Source organism: Streptomyces sp. ML-6, from assembly GCF_030116705.1.
Classification (GTDB): Bacteria; Actinomycetota; Actinomycetes; order Streptomycetales; family Streptomycetaceae; genus Streptomyces.
The window spans coordinates 5,706,126-5,720,201 of the sequence record NZ_JAOTIK010000001.1; the positions used below are offsets into that span (position 1 = coordinate 5,706,126).

The following is a 14,076-nucleotide window of genomic DNA, read 5'->3' on the forward strand; positions in this document are numbered from 1 at the left end:
GGACGGGGAGCGCGACGGGTGGGGAGTGCGGTGAGGAACCGGTCAAGTGGGTGCGGTCCGGCGGGTGCCGGTCCGGTGGGTCAGGAGGAAGCGGCGGTCGTCAGCGCCCTCTTGAGTACCTTCCCGGTCGGGCCGAGCGGCAACGCCTCGACGAACCGCACGATCCGCGGGTACTTGTGCCGCCCGAGCCGCTCCCGGGACCAGGCGATCACCTCCTGATCCGTCACCCCGTCCGCGTCCGGGCGGGGCACGACGACCGCGCAGATCTCCTCGCCGCGCGCCTCGTCCGGCACACCGATCACGGCGACCTCCAGGACCGCCGGATGACGCACCAGCACCTCCTCGACCTCGCGCGGGTAGATGTTGAAGCCGCCCCGGATGATCAGGTCCTTCTTCCGGTCGACGATGCTCAGGAAGCCGTCCTCGTCCCGCACCCCCAGGTCCCCGGTGCGGAACCAGCCGTCGACCACCGCGGCGGCCGTCGCCACCGGGTCGTCGAGGTACCCCGCGAAGACGTTGTGGCCGCGCACCACCACCTCGCCGACCTCCCCGTCCGGCAGCAGCACCACGGCGTCCTCCGTCGCCGCGTCCGCGACACCGACCTCCACGCCCCGGATCGGATGACCCACCGTGCCGGGGCGCCGGCCGGTGCGGGGCTGGTTGAAGGTGGCGACGGGGGAGGTCTCGGTCAGCCCGTAGCCCTCCAGGACCTGGGTCGCGAAGACCTCCTCGAAGCGTTCGAGCACGGCCACGGGGAGCGCGGCGCCGCCCGAGACGGCCGCGCGCAGGACGGGCCGGGGCGCGGTGCCGGCGTCCCCCGCGGCGGCCTCGACGAGCGCGTGGTACATCGTCGGCACGCCCATGAAGACGCTCACGCCCTCGGCGGCCAGCAGCTCCAGGGCGCCCGCGCCGGTGAAGCGCGGCACGAGCACGAGCGCGGCCCCCGCCCGCAGCGTCGCGTTCATCGCACAGGTCTGCCCGTAGCTGTGGAACAGCGGCAGACAGCCCAGGACCACGTCGTCGGGGGTCAGTTCCAGCAGGTCGTCGGCGACCACCGACGCGTTCGTCACGATGTTGTGGTGGGTGAGCAGGGCCCCCTTCGGCCGCCCGGTCGTGCCGCTCGTGTAAAGGATCACGGCGACGTCCTGCGGCGCCGCGGGCTCCGGCCCGGACAGCGGGACACCGCCCGCCGGGACGCCGCGCACGGCCCGCACCCCCGCGGCCCGCGCCCCCTTCTCGGCCACCGGCCACAGCGCGCCGCCGCCGATCAGCAGGACGCAGCCGCTGTGCCGCAGCACGTACGCCACCTCCTCGGCCACCAGCAGCCCGTGCACCGGTACCACCGTCGCCCCGGCGGCGAGCGCCCCGTAGTACGCGTACAGGAAGTCCGCCGTGTTGGGCAGCAGCACCGCCACTCGGTCCCCGGGCCGCACCCCGGCCGCCCGCAGCGCGCCCGCGCGTTCCAGCACCCCGGCCCACAGCTCCCGGTAGGTGAGGCGGGTGCCGGAATCGACCACGGCGACGCGGTCGGGATGCCGGTGGACCGATGCGCCGAGTACGGCGGCGACGCTGAGGGACATGAAGAACTCCAGGAGGTGGGCACACGGTGGTTGCACGGCTGCTGATGCCCAGAATCGGCCGCGGCCCCGCCCGGCACAATGTGCAGGTGCCCACCGTGTGCCCGGCCTGCCTGGGCAGTGGCCCCCCGGGGATGCACAGGGCAAGGCAACCGCCTAACAGCCACCTGACAGGAACGGCGCTAGCCTTCCCGCATGCTGGACGAAACCGGAGCCCGGACCCCCCGCGCCGACGGCCGGGACGGCGCCGACGACGAACTGCGCCGCGCCCTGGCCGCCGCCCTGCTGCCGGGGCTCGACGACCTGACCCGGCGGGTCGTCGCCGACATCCACGCGCACAGCGGCACGTACGCGTCGGGCACGCCCGTCAGCCGGGACGACCTGCGGGAGATCTGCCGCGACAACCTGCGACGGGCCCTGGAGGACTTCGGCGGACTGCCTCCCGGCCGGGAGGACTTCGAGCACGCGGCGCGCGAGACGGGGCGGCGGCGCGCGGAGCAGGACGTGCCGCTGGACACCGTGCTCCAGGCCTACCGGCGCGGGGGCCGGGTGATGTGGCAGGTGATGGCCGAGCACCTGCGGGCGGCGCGGGCCGGACGGCCGGGGGACGCCGAGGGGGGCGTCGTGGCCGCCGCGGCGGCGGCCGGCCGGGACACCGAGCTCGACGTGGCGGGCGCCCTGTGGGAGACCATCGACCGCTACTCGCTCGCGATGGCGGAGTCGTACCGGCTGACCCGGCTGGAGATGCAGGGCCGTCAGGACACCCGCCGCGCCGCCCTCTTCGAGGCGCTGCTCGACGGGCGCGGGGACGACCCGGCGGTCGCCTCGGCGGCCTCCGCCGCGCTCGGGGTGCCGGTCCGGGACCGGTACGTCGTCGTCGCGGCGGCCCAGGACCCGGCGGCGGCGCCCAACCCGGGGGCCGCCCTGGAGAGCCACGGCATCTGGTCCTTCTGGCGGCCGAGATCGGGCCGGTACGAGGGGATCGTGCGGCTGGCCGCGGAGGAGTACGACGTCCTGCTCGACCTGCTGCGCGAGCACACCGGCGCCACCGCGGGCGTGTCGCCGGAGTTCGCCCGGCTCGCCCGCGCGGGCCGGGCCCTGCGCCTGGCCGAACAGGCCCTGCGCACCCTCCCCGCCGGGAGCGGCGAGGCGGTGGCGTTCGACGACCGGCTGGCGGAGATCCTCCTCGTCGACCGCCCGGAGATCGCCGGGCGCATCGTCACCACGTACCTGGGCGCCGTCCTGGAAACGGCGGCCGAACGCGACACGCTGCTCGGCACGCTCCGGGTCTGGCTCGACAGCGGCTGCTCGGCGGCGCGGGCCGCCGAGCGGCTCTACTGCCACCGCAACACCGTCCTCAACCGCATCGGCCGGATCGCCGAACTCACCGGCCGTTCCGCGGAGTCGGGCGAGTCCCGGCTGGGCTGGGCGCTGGCCCTCAGGGCATTGCCGCCACGGGCATGATCCGAAGGCGTGATCCGAGGGCGTGACCCGGGGGTGATCCGAGGGCGTGGTCCGGGGTGCCGGGCCGTCGAGGGCGCTCCCGGATCACGCCCCGGGCCGGGCGGCCCGGGGCAGCAGCTGGTCGGGCGACGGCCAGGCGGCCGTCAGGGGGTCGTCAGGGGGCGTCAAGCGGCGAAGAACCCCGACAGGGAGTCCCGTTCGTCGACCTCCGTCAGGTCGGGACGGGTGTAGCGCTCCGCGCGGGCGTGGTAGTCGAAGTCGCCCCGGACCAGGCCTCGGTAGTCCCGCACGCACCGCTCCAGCGCGATCCGGACGGGGCCCTCGATGCCGGCCGCCGCGATCTGCTCGGCCAGCTCCCGCTCGGCGCGCCGTACCCGTTCCGCTATTCCCGCGAGTTGCGTGCCGGCCTCGTCGACGGCCTCCTGGAGGGTCAGCCCCCGCTCGCGCCGGATGAGGGCCACCGCGTTGTGCTCGTAGCCGAGCACCGCCTCCTTCTCGAAGGAGCAGATGTCGTTGCACAGCCCCGAGTGGTCGGTCACGGCGTTGCGCAGGGCGATGTACGCGGGCAGGCTCCGGGCCGATTCCGGGAGGTCGATCCCGGCGGCGATCTCGTGCAGGTCGAGGAAGGGCTGCATGGCCACCGAGTCCCGGCGGTGCCTCACGAACTCGTCCCGGCCCGGCACCTGTCCGGCGGCCCGCTGCACGGCCTCGGCGTAGTAGGTCCACAGCCAGGCGACCGTGTCCCGCCGGAACTGCCGGATCCAGCGCGCCGAACGGTCCCGGTACGTCCGGTCCCTGAGCCCGATCAGGGCGTGTTCCATGGCCCCGTGCGGCGGTGCGCCGTCCAGTACGGAGACCAGCCGGTCGATCGCCGCCTCGCACATGCGCGGATCACGTCCGGCGGGCCCGTCGTCGAACTCGTCGTCGACGAGGAAGGCCCAGAAGAGCCACTGGCAGAAGAGGTCGAGGTGCTGCTGCGAGACCTTGGGGAAGATGAGGGAGATCCATAGCTCGGGCCTGGTCCGGATCATCTTCTTCCGGGCCGTGGGGGAGAGCACGAGACCGTTCGATTCGGCCCATTCCCACACGGCCTCCCTGGTCCTCTCGATACCTGGGTTGCATCCGGTGCTCTGGAACGGCATATGAAACGTCGGCAGCGCGATCTGGCTCATTGGTGCCCCTCGTGGAAACGGTACGGATGAAGGGTGCGGGCTGCTGTCCGGCCGAATTCGGAGCCTGTGCCGGACAAGTGCCGCGGAGCCGGGCCGCCCGCCCCCGGCGACCGCGGCCGGAGACGTGCCGTGCGAGACGCGGCAGTCATCCCTGCTCACTCTCCTCCGCCGGATTCCTGGGCATCGGGGCCGGGCCCGCGGGGGCCCGTGGTGGCAATCGCCCTCGGTGCAGGACGGCGGCATCACCATGCGTGACTCCCAGTCAACCCGGTGTGGGCGAGGGAGGGAAGTCGTTTGTGACCGAAATTGTTTGATCGTCAGGATGCGGTGAACGGCTTTGAGCGGTTCCTGTCTTCCCGGGGCGGGCATCCGACGGTCGGGCCGGGGCTCTCATATTTGGCTCAAAGGGGCGTGTCGAAGGGCCCCCAGAACGGGACAAACCCCCACCGAAGGTCCTTCGTGCCCGGCTCGGCGGCTTCCCCGGCCACATGTCCGGTCCGGCAGTCCGCCCGGCCGCGCGCTCGTCCCGGCAGTCCGCCGGGCCGCGTACCCTGCCCGGCAGTTCACCCGGCCGCGTGCCCGGAGTCCTCAGGCGCCCTTCAGGTGCCGCATCAGACGTTCGAAGTCCTGCCAGCCCGACAGGTCCGACGGGTCGCCGGGCAGCGGGTAGTACAGCGCGGGACGGGTCTTCGGGCCGAGCTGGACCGGGGGTTCGGCCAGCGGGGTGCGCCGGGCGCGGTCACCGGGCATCTCGCGGACCTCCTCCGCGCCGAGCACGAACGCCACCGGGACGCCCGGCCCCTCGAAGCGCGGAGGAACGGCCAGGTCGCGGCGGGCCTTGCGGATCTGGACCAGCATCGACTGGAGGTGGTGGCGGGTCGCCAGCACCTCGGCCGCCCGGGGCAGGGCCTCCAACGGCGGCTCCTCGCCGGGTCCGTAGCCGAACGCCAGCGTGACCTCCTCCTCCACCCCGCCCTTCGTGCGGCTGACGCGGAGCGTGGCCAGGCCCGGCCGGTCCGGACCGCCGACCACCACGAACCAGGTCGGCTCGGGCGACCGCTCGAAGGCGACATCGGTCAGCCGCCGCAGCGACCAGGGCAGGGAGGCGGGCTCCGCGGTGCCCCAGCCGGCCGGGTCCGTGCCGGTCAGCTCCTGCCACACCGCCTCCAGGGCCCCGCCCAGCACCAGCCGGTCGTCCGCCGGGTGGACCGTGCGGAACGTGAGGGCCAGCTGGCGCTCACCGGTGTCCGAGACCTCCCCGTAGGAGGCGGCCACCGGCGTGCGCAGGTCGTCGGGGCCCGCGTCGGGCGACTCGACCGGCGCGAACATGCCGTGCTGCCAGCGCAGTACGGCACCGGACAGGCCGTCGTAGTAACCGTCCTTCTCGTCCTGCACCACCCACCGCGAAGGCCAGCCGCTCAGACTGTTGCGCACGGCGGGGGAGAGCATGGCGCCCGGCGACGTGACGATCTGGATGCCCAGCTCGGCATTGGCCGCCGCCCGGAACGCGTCTGCCAGCCAGGCCGTCATGGCGATCACCGGACGGTCCTGGATGATGACGGCCACCTTGTCGGTGAGGGCGTCGACGGCGGGCTGCGCGGCGGCGGGCGTGGGCACCGCGCGCACGCCCTCGCTCTTCACCACCGCCAGGGAACGCGTGGCCTCCGGCGGCCAGGCGTGGCCCCCGGCCATGGTGGCGACCCGGGCCCCGAAGGTCCCCGCGAGCAGCTCGGCCTCCTGGACGCCGGTGGTGGCCCGGGCCTCCGTCCACCAGTACGGGACCGGGGGCGCGGTCGTCCCGAGCAGCCGCTCGGCCTCGCCCGCGACCTGCACCAGCATCGGCGCCTCGACGGAGACGAGCGGCCGGCCCTCCTCGTCGCAGAGCTGCACGACGGCGTCCTCGCCCGTCGTCCCCACCAGCTTGTCGGGGCCGCCCGAGAGCAGACCGGCGAGCACGGTCAACGGGTCGGGCATGCGCGGCGTGAGGGCGATGACGTCCTTGGTCATGTGGTCGGCCGTTCCTTCTTCTTCCGGGGTGCGAGGGCGCGCGGGAGGCGGCGGCTCCGTCGGTACGGGGCCGCCGCCCGGCGCGTCACTCCGCGGTGTACACGGTCTGGATGAGGCGGTTGGGCTGGCCCCTGCGGATGAACACGCCGCGTCCCGGCGGCTGCTGGGTCGCGTACACACCGGGGAACAGCTGCCCCTCGCTGCGGTCGCCCGCCATCAGGAGCGCCGAGGCCCCCGACTCGCGCAGCCCCAGCATCAGCGGGTCGTACATGCCGCGCGAGGCACCCGCGACCCGGCGGGTCAGGACGAAGTGCAGCCCGATGTCCACGGCGGACGGGATGTACGGCAGGAACGGGTCGAGCGGCGCCTGGCCCGCGGTGGTCAGCACGTCGTAGTCGTCCACGAGGATCACGATCCGCGGACCGCTGCCCCAGCTGCCGGGCTCCAGGTCCTCGGTGTCCGCCCGGTCGTCCGGCAGCCGCTTCTCCAGCTCGGTGGCGATCCCGGCGGCCAGCCCCGCGCACATCTTGGGGTTGTACGCGTAGCCGCCGCGGAACTCCTCGGGGATCGCGCCGCGCAGTCCGCGCCGCGGGTCCATGACGGCGAAGACCAGCTCCTCCTCGCCGTAGCGCTCGATGAGGCCGTGGGCGATGGTCTTCAGCAGGTTCGTCTTGCCGCACTCGCTGTCGCCCAGGACCAGCAGGTGCTGGTCGTGGTGGAACAGGTCGAGCAGGGCGGGCGCGAGCGCCGTCTGGTCCAGGCCGATCGGCACCCGCTTGGGCTCGGCGACCGGCCCCGGCAGCAGGTGCGGTTCCAGGACGTGCGGCAGGATCCGCACCGGCTGGGCGACCTCGCCGCTCCAGGTGGCCCGGATCGTGCGGGCGGTGTGCTCCAGCACGGCACCCAGGTCCGAGACGTCCGCCAGACCGTCCGTACGGGGCAGCGCCACCTGCGCGAAGAGCTTGCCGTCGGTGAGGATGCGGCCCGGCTCGTCGGGCGACAGGGTCTGGGCGAGCTTGCGGTCGACGCTCGACTCGCTGGGGTCGTTCAGCCGCAGCTCGACCCGGGTGCCGAAGTTCGACTGGGTGGCGATGCGCACGTCGTTCCAGCGGAGCATGCCCGCGACCACGTGGATGCCGTAGCCGCCACCGCGCTTGAGGATGTCGACGACCGCGTCGTCCAGCTCGTCGAAGTCGTCGCGCAGCGCCCCGAAACCGTCGATGACCAGCACGATCTCGGCCGAGGCCAGCTGCGGCAGCCGGCCCGCCGTGTGCAGGGAACGCAACTGCTCCACGGAGTCGATGTTGTGCTCGCGGAAGAGCTCCTCGCGCACCGCGAGCATGCCCCGCACCTCCTCGACGGTGCGGCCCGCGCGTTCCCGGTCCGCACGGCCGGCGACCCCGCCGACGTGCGGCAGCCCGGAGATCGCCTGGAGCCCGCCACCGACCAGGTCGAGGCCGTAGACGCCGACCTCCTGCGGGGTGTGGGTGAGTGCGAGCGAGAGGGCGAGGGTACGCAGCAGCGTGGTCTTGCCGGACTGCGGACCGCCGATGATCGCGACGTGACCGCCCGCCACCGTCAGGTCCAGGTACCACTGGCCCTGCCACTGCTTCGTCGGGTCGTCGAGCAGACCGAGCGGCACCTGCAACGGGCCCTTGCGCCGGGCCAGTTGCATCCCGCGCGGCCCCACGTCCAGCGGCCCCGCGACCTTGTCCAGGGCGATGGCGCCGGGCAGCGGCGGCAGCCAGATCCGGCGCACCGGACCGGCCGCCTCCCGCAGCTGGTCGACGACGACGCCCATCTCGGTCGGCCCGGTCTCCCGGCGCCGCACCTTCGGCTCCTCGGCCACGGTCTCCGGCTCGGCCAGCGTGTTGAACGCCTCGTACTCCAGGGCCAGCGGCCCGGTGTCCTGCTCCTCGTCCCGCTGCACGGGGCCCCGGTAGGCGCCCGAGACGTAGCTCGCCTTGAAGCGCTCGTAGTGGCTGGTGTCCACCTTGAGGTAACCGAAGCCGGGCAGCGGCGGCAGGTGGAAGGCGTCCGTGGTGTCCAGGACGGTGCGGGACTCGTCGGCGGAGAAGGTGCGCAGCCCGAGCCGGTACGAGAGGTAGGTGTCCAGGCCCTTCAGCTTGCCGCCCTCGATGCGCTGGCTGGACAGCAGCAGGTGCACCCCGATGGAGCGGCCGATGCGGCCGATGGAGAGGAACAGGTCGATGAAGTCCGGCTTCGCGGTGAGCAGTTCACCGAACTCGTCGATCACCACGAACAGGTGCGGCAGCGGGTCCAGGTCGGGCCGCCGGTCCGCGCGCAGCGCCGCGTAGTCACCGATGTCGGCGACGTTGCCCGCGTCCTTGAGCACCTGCTGGCGGCGCTTGACCTCGCCGGCGAGCGAGGCGTGCACCCGCTCGACGAGGCCCGCCTGGTTCTCCAGGTTGGTGATGACGCCGGCCACGTGCGGCAGCTCCGCGAACGGGGCGAAGGTCGCACCGCCCTTGTAGTCGACGAGGACCAGGGCGAGGTCCTCCGGCGGGTGCGTGGCCACCAGGGCCAGGACCAGGGTGCGCAGCAGCTCCGACTTGCCGGAACCGGTGGCACCGACGCACAGCCCGTGCGGGCCCATGCCCAGCTCGGAGGACTCCTTCAGGTCCAGGAGCACCGGCTGGTGGGAGTCGCTGATGCCGATCGGCACGCGCAGGAAGGCGCGTTCGCCGCGCGGCGCCCACAGCCGCGACAGGTCGAGCCGCGCCACGTCGTCGATGCCGAGCAGATCGGCGAAGTCCACGGGGCCGGACAGCGGGGCGTCCACCAGCGACTCGGCGGACAGCCGCATCGGCGCCAGCATCCGGGCCAGACCCTCCGCGAACGGGATGCCGACCTCGTCCACGATGCCGTGGGCGCTGATCGGCTCCCGCTCGCGCAGGTCCTCGATGACCACCCCGTCGCCGTCGACGGTGATCCGGACGCTGACGTGCCCCGGCTCCTGGATGCGCTGTTCGAGCAGGTGCAGCACGCTGACGCCCATCTCGCGCAGCCCCACCGCGTCGTCCGGCCGCGGCAGCTCGACCGCGTCCTCGCCGTGCCCGTCGGTCACGACGAGCAGCCGGGACGTCATGGACAGCGCGTCCTTGCCCGACAGACCGCGCCGCACCTCGGCCGCGTACGAGGCGCGGCGGCGCAGCTCCGGACTGATCTGGCGGGCGAGCTGGGGTGCGGACGGGGCGATCCGGCGGGCGGCGACCGGCCCGTCGAACTGCTCGGGGTCGAGCAGGTGCGGCATCCACTTGGCCCACTCCCAGTCCGCCAGCCGGTCCCCGGGCACGGCGAGCGCCATCGCGACGTCGTCGGGGGCGTGGGTGGCGGCGGTCTGGACGAGCAGGGCGCGCGCGACGCGCAGACAGTCCTCGCGCGGACCGATGACGCTGATGTTGCCGACCCGGTCGAGCGGGACGGTGAGCGGGAGTTCGGTGCCGGTGCGGAAGCGGTCCATCAGCGCCGACGCCTCGTTGAGCATGAAGGTGTCGGGCGGCGAGAGGACCGAGGAACCCTGCTGGGCGACCTTCAGGTCACGCACCGGCATCTCGCCCGTGCCGACGCGCACCCGCAGGAAGTCGTCGTCGAGCCGGCGGCGCTCCCAGAGCCGGGCCGGGTCGCGGACTATGTCGTACAGGGCGTGCGGCGGCGGGTTGAGCACCTCGGCCCGCTCCGCCCGCTCGCGCTCCTCGACCGACAGCTCCTCGCGCAGGTCCTCCAGATAGGCGAGGTAGGCCTCGCGCTGGGTGCGGCGGGTGCGCTGGGCCTTGCCGCGCTGCGAGAAGACGAGCACCAGGGAGCCGATGACGGTGACGAGCAGGATGATCGCCCCGAGCCCGGCGAACTGGCTGTTGCGCACGACCGTCATCATCACGACGGAGGACATCACTCCGGCCACGGGCAACAACGACATCGCGATGTTGCCCGACTTGCCCTCGGGAAGGTTCGGCGGCGCCTCGATGGTGCGCGCCTCGGAGGCGGCCGGCGGCCGGGTGGTCCTGGCCGGGCGGTGGATCAGTCGGGTACTCATCGTCGTCCGTCACTCGGGGTCGGGCTCGGCATCGGGGAGCGGTGGTGTTGCCGGTCGGTGATCAGTGCTGCTGCTGGGAGAGCCGGAACACGTCCGCGGCGAGCCGGGTGGCGGCCTCCCTGGTCGCGTGCGCCAGGAGTTCGGTGCGGATCTCGCCGCCGGCCGCCAGGTGCCGGTCGTACGGCAGGACCCGGACGCTCGCCCCGGTGGCCTCCAGCTTCTTCGCCGCCTCGGCGAGGTCGAGCCCGGGGTGCGGCACCAGTTCGCTGAGCACGACGACCGTGCCGGTGATCACGTGCCGGGGCAGCGACTGCATCCACTGGAGCACCGCGTACGTGCTGGTGATGCCCTCCAGCGTGGCGGGAGCGGCCAGCACCCGGGCCTGGGCGGCGGACAGCGCGACGCGGGCGACCTCGGCGGGCAGCGTCTCGCAGTCGACGACGGTGACGCCGAAGTAGCGGCGCAGCGACACCATGACCCGCTCGTACGCCCGGCTGTCCAGCATCGCGCCGATCTGGCCCTGGCTGCCGGGCAGCAGCCAGGCGTTGCCGGGGAGCTGGACGAGGTAACCGGTGATGTCGAGCAGCGACATCTGCGGCTCGATGATGCCCGCGAGGTCACCGGTGGTCCAGCGCAGCGTCTCGGCGCCGAGCCGCAGCGGCAGCGAGCCGAGCGCCGGGTCGGCCTCGACGAGGAGGACCGGGTCCTGGCGGTAGTGCGCGTAGGTGGTGCCGAGCAGCGCGGCGACGGTGGACTTGCCCGCGCCGCCCCGGATGGAGGTGACGGCGATCTGCCGGCCGGTGGTCACGGGCTGCTGGAGCGTCTCGGCGGTGGCGGTGGTCCTGGCCACCTCGCGCGCGGCCGACGAGGACACGCTCACCCGCAGGGCGCGCGCGGCCCGCGTGGCGAACGGCTCCCCGCGCCGGGCCTTGAGCCCGACGGCGGCCAGACTCCGGTCCACGACGGGCCGGGAGTCGGGGGTGCGGTGCGAGCGGGTGCCCGGCGTGTACGCGGCGGCCTGCTCCTGGGCCGGAGTCTGGGCCGGGGCCTGGGTCTGGGCCGGGGTCTGAGCCGGGGCCTGGCTCTGCTGCTGCCCGACGGCGGGCGCGGCTGCCGCCACCGCCTGCTGCTGTTCTTGATAGCCGGGGTGCTGCTGGGGTTTCTGGGCCTGTTGCTGTTCCTGGTACCCGGCGTACTGCTGAGGTTGCTGAGGCTGTTGGGGGGCCTGCTGGGGAGCCTGCTGTTCCTGGTGACCCGCGTACGGGACGGCCTGCGGCTGCTCCTGGTACCCGGCGTACGCGGCCTGCTGCTGTCCCTGGTACCCGGGGTGCTGCTGGGAGTGCTGGGGCTGCTGGGCCTGTTGCTGTTCCTGGTACCCGGCGTACTGCTGGGAGTGCTGGGGCTGCTGGGCCTGTTGCTGTTCCTGGTACCCGGCGTACTGCTGGGGCTGCTGGGGCGCCTGCTGTTCCTGGTATCCGGCGTGCTGTTGGGCCTGCTGGGGCTGTTGGGGCGTGCTGTACGCCTGACCACCCTGGCCGTACGCCTGGTCCTGCTGACCGTACGCCTGGTCCTGAGCGGGAACGCCGTACGCCTGGTTCTGTGCGGCAGCGCCGTACGCGGACTGCCCCTGGACCTGGCCCTGCGCGGGGGTGCCGTACGCCTGCTGCCCCTGGGCCTGGGCCTGCCCCTGTGCGGGAGTGCCGTACGCCTGCGCGGGGGTGCCGTACCCCTGGCCGTCGGCACCCTGCGCCTGGCCGCCGGAGTCCTGCGCGCCCTCCTGGGCGGAGTTGCTCCTCATGGCGCGCAGCACATCGCCCTGCCAGTTGTCTTCGTTCGGCATGTCTGCCCTTCTTTTTCGCCCTGCTGCCCCGCCGGGAGCACCTGCGAGTCGACTCAGAACTTGTTGAGCAGCTGTCCGTACACGCCGAACACCCCGACGGCGAGCGGGAACAGCCCCACCACACCGATGGATTCGACCAGATCGGCCACGCGCCGCAGCCGGACCTGCACGTGCTCGGGCGGCTGCACCGCCAGGACGAGCAGCGGCAGCACCGCGGCCACGCACAGCAGGGCGAGCGGTCCGGCGCCCCCGGCGTGCTGCATCCACAGCATGACCAGACGCACGATCAGGACCGCCGCGGCGGCGAAGAGCGCCACGACCTCGGCGACCAGCGGGAAGGCCCGCGCCCGCGAGAGCAGCACGAGGGCCACCAGCGAGGGGAGCGCCACGGTCCATACGGACGGCTTGTCGGCCAGCGTCAGCAGCCATCCGCCGGCCACGGCGGAGACCGCGGTGACCACGGTCGCGAGGGCGAGGCCGCGGTGGGTGGCCGCCAGCGCGTTGCCCACCTGGTGCCGGCTGACGGAGGTGCCGCCGGAGCGGCGGTCGTCGAGCGCGGTGAGCCCGGACGCCGCCAGGGCGAGCCGGGGGAGCAGACCGAGCAGGACGACGGAGAAGACGGCCATCACCGCGCCGAGCCGGGCCGGATCGCCCTGGACCGCGGCGACGACCTCCCACACCACGGTGATCACGGCAGTGGCGGCGGCCCCGATGAGCCCGCCCCGGCCGAGCGGCGAGAAGTAGCCGAGGAGCACCAGCGTCAGGGCCAGCGCCCCCGCCACGGCGGCCAGTCGGGCGGTGCCCGACCAGTCGTAGGCGTCCGCGGCGGTCCAGGCGGTGAGGATGCCGAGGCTGCCCGAGGCGAGCAGGAGCGCGGTCGCCAGCCCCCGGTTCCCCCGGCCGATCCGGGCGATCAGCGCACCGGCCGCCAGCAGGACGAACGTGACGGCCGCGAGGACGCTGCTCAGCGCGTCCAGGGCGAACTCGCGACGGGCGAGCAGGGCGGCGACCACCGCGAAGGCCACGGAGGCCACGCCCGCACTGGTCCGGCGCGCGGAGGGGCGCCAGCGCCAGGTCTGCAGATCGAGGTCGTCGGCCACCAGGTCGGTGACGTCGTGCACGACCGGGGCGGGGGGTGCGGAGTGGGCCCGGACGAGCCGGAGCACGGCACCGTCCGCGATCCCCACCGAGGACAGCGTGCTGTCGTGCGGCAGCGCGGAACCGTCCGAAGTGATCAACTGCCGTGTCATCGGGCGTGCCGCCGCCCGGTCGTCCAGCAACTGCAGAATGTCCGGCAGCAGCTGCCCGATCGGGGTATCGGACGGCAGGACGATATCGGCCCGGCGTCGCTCACCGACCAGGGTCACCCGGCTGAGCTGCGCTCGGGAAGTCGTTGCTGTGCTCACCACTTGACGGGAACCTATCATCGCGACGTTTGAGGAGTCGGGCAGCTTGGCGTGCCCATGCTACTAGCGCCTTCTCCGTCCCCTTTGCGGGGAACTCTTTCTCTATTTTCCGGAATTAGAGATTCACTGGGGATTCTTCGTCGATTCCCCGGTTTTATCCGGTTGCGCCGTTTTCGTCGGCTGCTGGTACTGCTGTTCCTGGCGCTGCTGCTTCTGCTGCTCGGCCTTCTGTTTCTCCATCATGTTCTGGATGAAGGACCATCCCACGCACCCCGCGCACAGCACGGCGGTGATGGCGATCCCCGCGAACACCTTCCCGAGCCGCTCGTCGGCCGTGCGTCGTGCCCGCTGCGCGCCGAACAGCAGCGCGTCCCGCATCCTGCGCCGGCGGACCGCCACCGACTCCAGGAGCTGGCTGTCGTAATCCCGTGCCATTCGTCTCGTCGTCCGTTGCCTCAGTCGTACGTTGCGTCGGTCATACGTCGCGTCGGTCCCGGTCGCTCGGCCGACGGCGCACCATACGGGAATCCCCCTGATTAACTCCTGAAACATA

8 protein-coding genes are annotated in these 14,076 nt (G+C 73.1%); 1 reads left to right on the forward strand and 7 read right to left on the reverse strand.

Annotated elements, in window-relative coordinates; translation table 11 throughout:
* Nucleotides 1-80: 80 nt before the first annotated feature.
* Nucleotides 81-1,580, reverse strand: coding sequence for a long-chain-fatty-acid--CoA ligase (locus tag OCT49_RS25370; RefSeq protein WP_283854130.1), 1,500 nt, complete (start codon nucleotides 1,578-1,580; stop codon nucleotides 81-83).
* Between the two features lie 192 nt (nucleotides 1,581-1,772).
* On the opposite strand from OCT49_RS25370, the gene OCT49_RS25375 reads away from it, so the two are divergent.
* Nucleotides 1,773-3,041: a PucR family transcriptional regulator gene (locus tag OCT49_RS25375; RefSeq protein WP_283854131.1), complete on the forward strand. Its 1,269-nt coding sequence runs from the start codon at nucleotides 1,773-1,775 to the stop codon at nucleotides 3,039-3,041.
* 164 nt (nucleotides 3,042-3,205) lie between these two features.
* Here the strand turns inward: OCT49_RS25375 and OCT49_RS25380 are convergent, their stop codons facing one another.
* The 6 genes from OCT49_RS25380 to OCT49_RS25405 all read right to left on the reverse strand — a co-directional run bounded on the left by OCT49_RS25380 (nucleotide 3,206) and on the right by OCT49_RS25405 (nucleotide 13,958).
* The gene (locus OCT49_RS25380) at nucleotides 3,206-4,213 is read right to left on the reverse strand and encodes a terpene synthase family protein (protein ID WP_502963416.1); all 1,008 of its coding nucleotides are present in this window, start codon (nucleotides 4,211-4,213) and stop codon (nucleotides 3,206-3,208) included.
* A 588-nt stretch (nucleotides 4,214-4,801) separates the two neighbouring features.
* The gene (locus OCT49_RS25385) at nucleotides 4,802-6,220 is read right to left on the reverse strand and encodes a DUF6177 family protein (protein WP_283854132.1); all 1,419 of its coding nucleotides are present in this window, start codon (nucleotides 6,218-6,220) and stop codon (nucleotides 4,802-4,804) included.
* 85 nt (nucleotides 6,221-6,305) lie between these two features.
* On the reverse strand, nucleotides 6,306-10,277 hold the full coding sequence (gene eccCa / locus OCT49_RS25390; RefSeq protein ID WP_283854133.1) for a type VII secretion protein EccCa: 3,972 nt from the start codon (nucleotides 10,275-10,277) through the stop codon (nucleotides 6,306-6,308).
* A gap of 61 nt (nucleotides 10,278-10,338) precedes the next feature.
* The gene (locus tag OCT49_RS40165; protein WP_502963417.1) at nucleotides 10,339-12,117 is read right to left on the reverse strand and encodes a MinD/ParA family ATP-binding protein; all 1,779 of its coding nucleotides are present in this window, start codon (nucleotides 12,115-12,117) and stop codon (nucleotides 10,339-10,341) included.
* 53 nt (nucleotides 12,118-12,170) lie between these two features.
* The gene (eccD, locus tag OCT49_RS25400; RefSeq protein ID WP_283854134.1) at nucleotides 12,171-13,544 is read right to left on the reverse strand and encodes a type VII secretion integral membrane protein EccD; all 1,374 of its coding nucleotides are present in this window, start codon (nucleotides 13,542-13,544) and stop codon (nucleotides 12,171-12,173) included.
* Nucleotides 13,545-13,646: 102 nt separating this feature from the next.
* Entirely contained in the window at nucleotides 13,647-13,958 is a 312-nt protein-coding gene (locus OCT49_RS25405) for a hypothetical protein (protein WP_148839336.1), read from the reverse strand.
* Nucleotides 13,959-14,076: the final 118 nt, after the last annotated feature.

Excerpts from the sequence above, each read along its gene's own strand:
- OCT49_RS25370 (WP_283854130.1), bottom strand. The coding sequence starts at position 1,580 with ATGTCCCTCAGCGTCGCCGCCGTACTCGGCGCATCGGTCCACCGGCAT.
- OCT49_RS40165 (WP_502963417.1), bottom strand. The coding sequence starts at position 12,117 with ATGCCGAACGAAGACAACTGGCAGGGCGATGTGCTGCGCGCCATGAGG.
- eccCa (WP_283854133.1), bottom strand. The coding sequence starts at position 10,277 with ATGAGTACCCGACTGATCCACCGCCCGGCCAGGACCACCCGGCCGCCG.
- OCT49_RS25385 (WP_283854132.1), bottom strand. The coding sequence starts at position 6,220 with ATGACCAAGGACGTCATCGCCCTCACGCCGCGCATGCCCGACCCGTTG.
- eccD (WP_283854134.1), bottom strand. The coding sequence starts at position 13,544 with ATGATAGGTTCCCGTCAAGTGGTGAGCACAGCAACGACTTCCCGAGCG.
- OCT49_RS25375 (WP_283854131.1), top strand. The coding sequence starts at position 1,773 with ATGCTGGACGAAACCGGAGCCCGGACCCCCCGCGCCGACGGCCGGGAC.
- OCT49_RS25405 (WP_148839336.1), bottom strand. The coding sequence starts at position 13,958 with ATGGCACGGGATTACGACAGCCAGCTCCTGGAGTCGGTGGCGGTCCGC.
- OCT49_RS25380 (WP_502963416.1), bottom strand. The coding sequence starts at position 4,213 with ATGAGCCAGATCGCGCTGCCGACGTTTCATATGCCGTTCCAGAGCACC.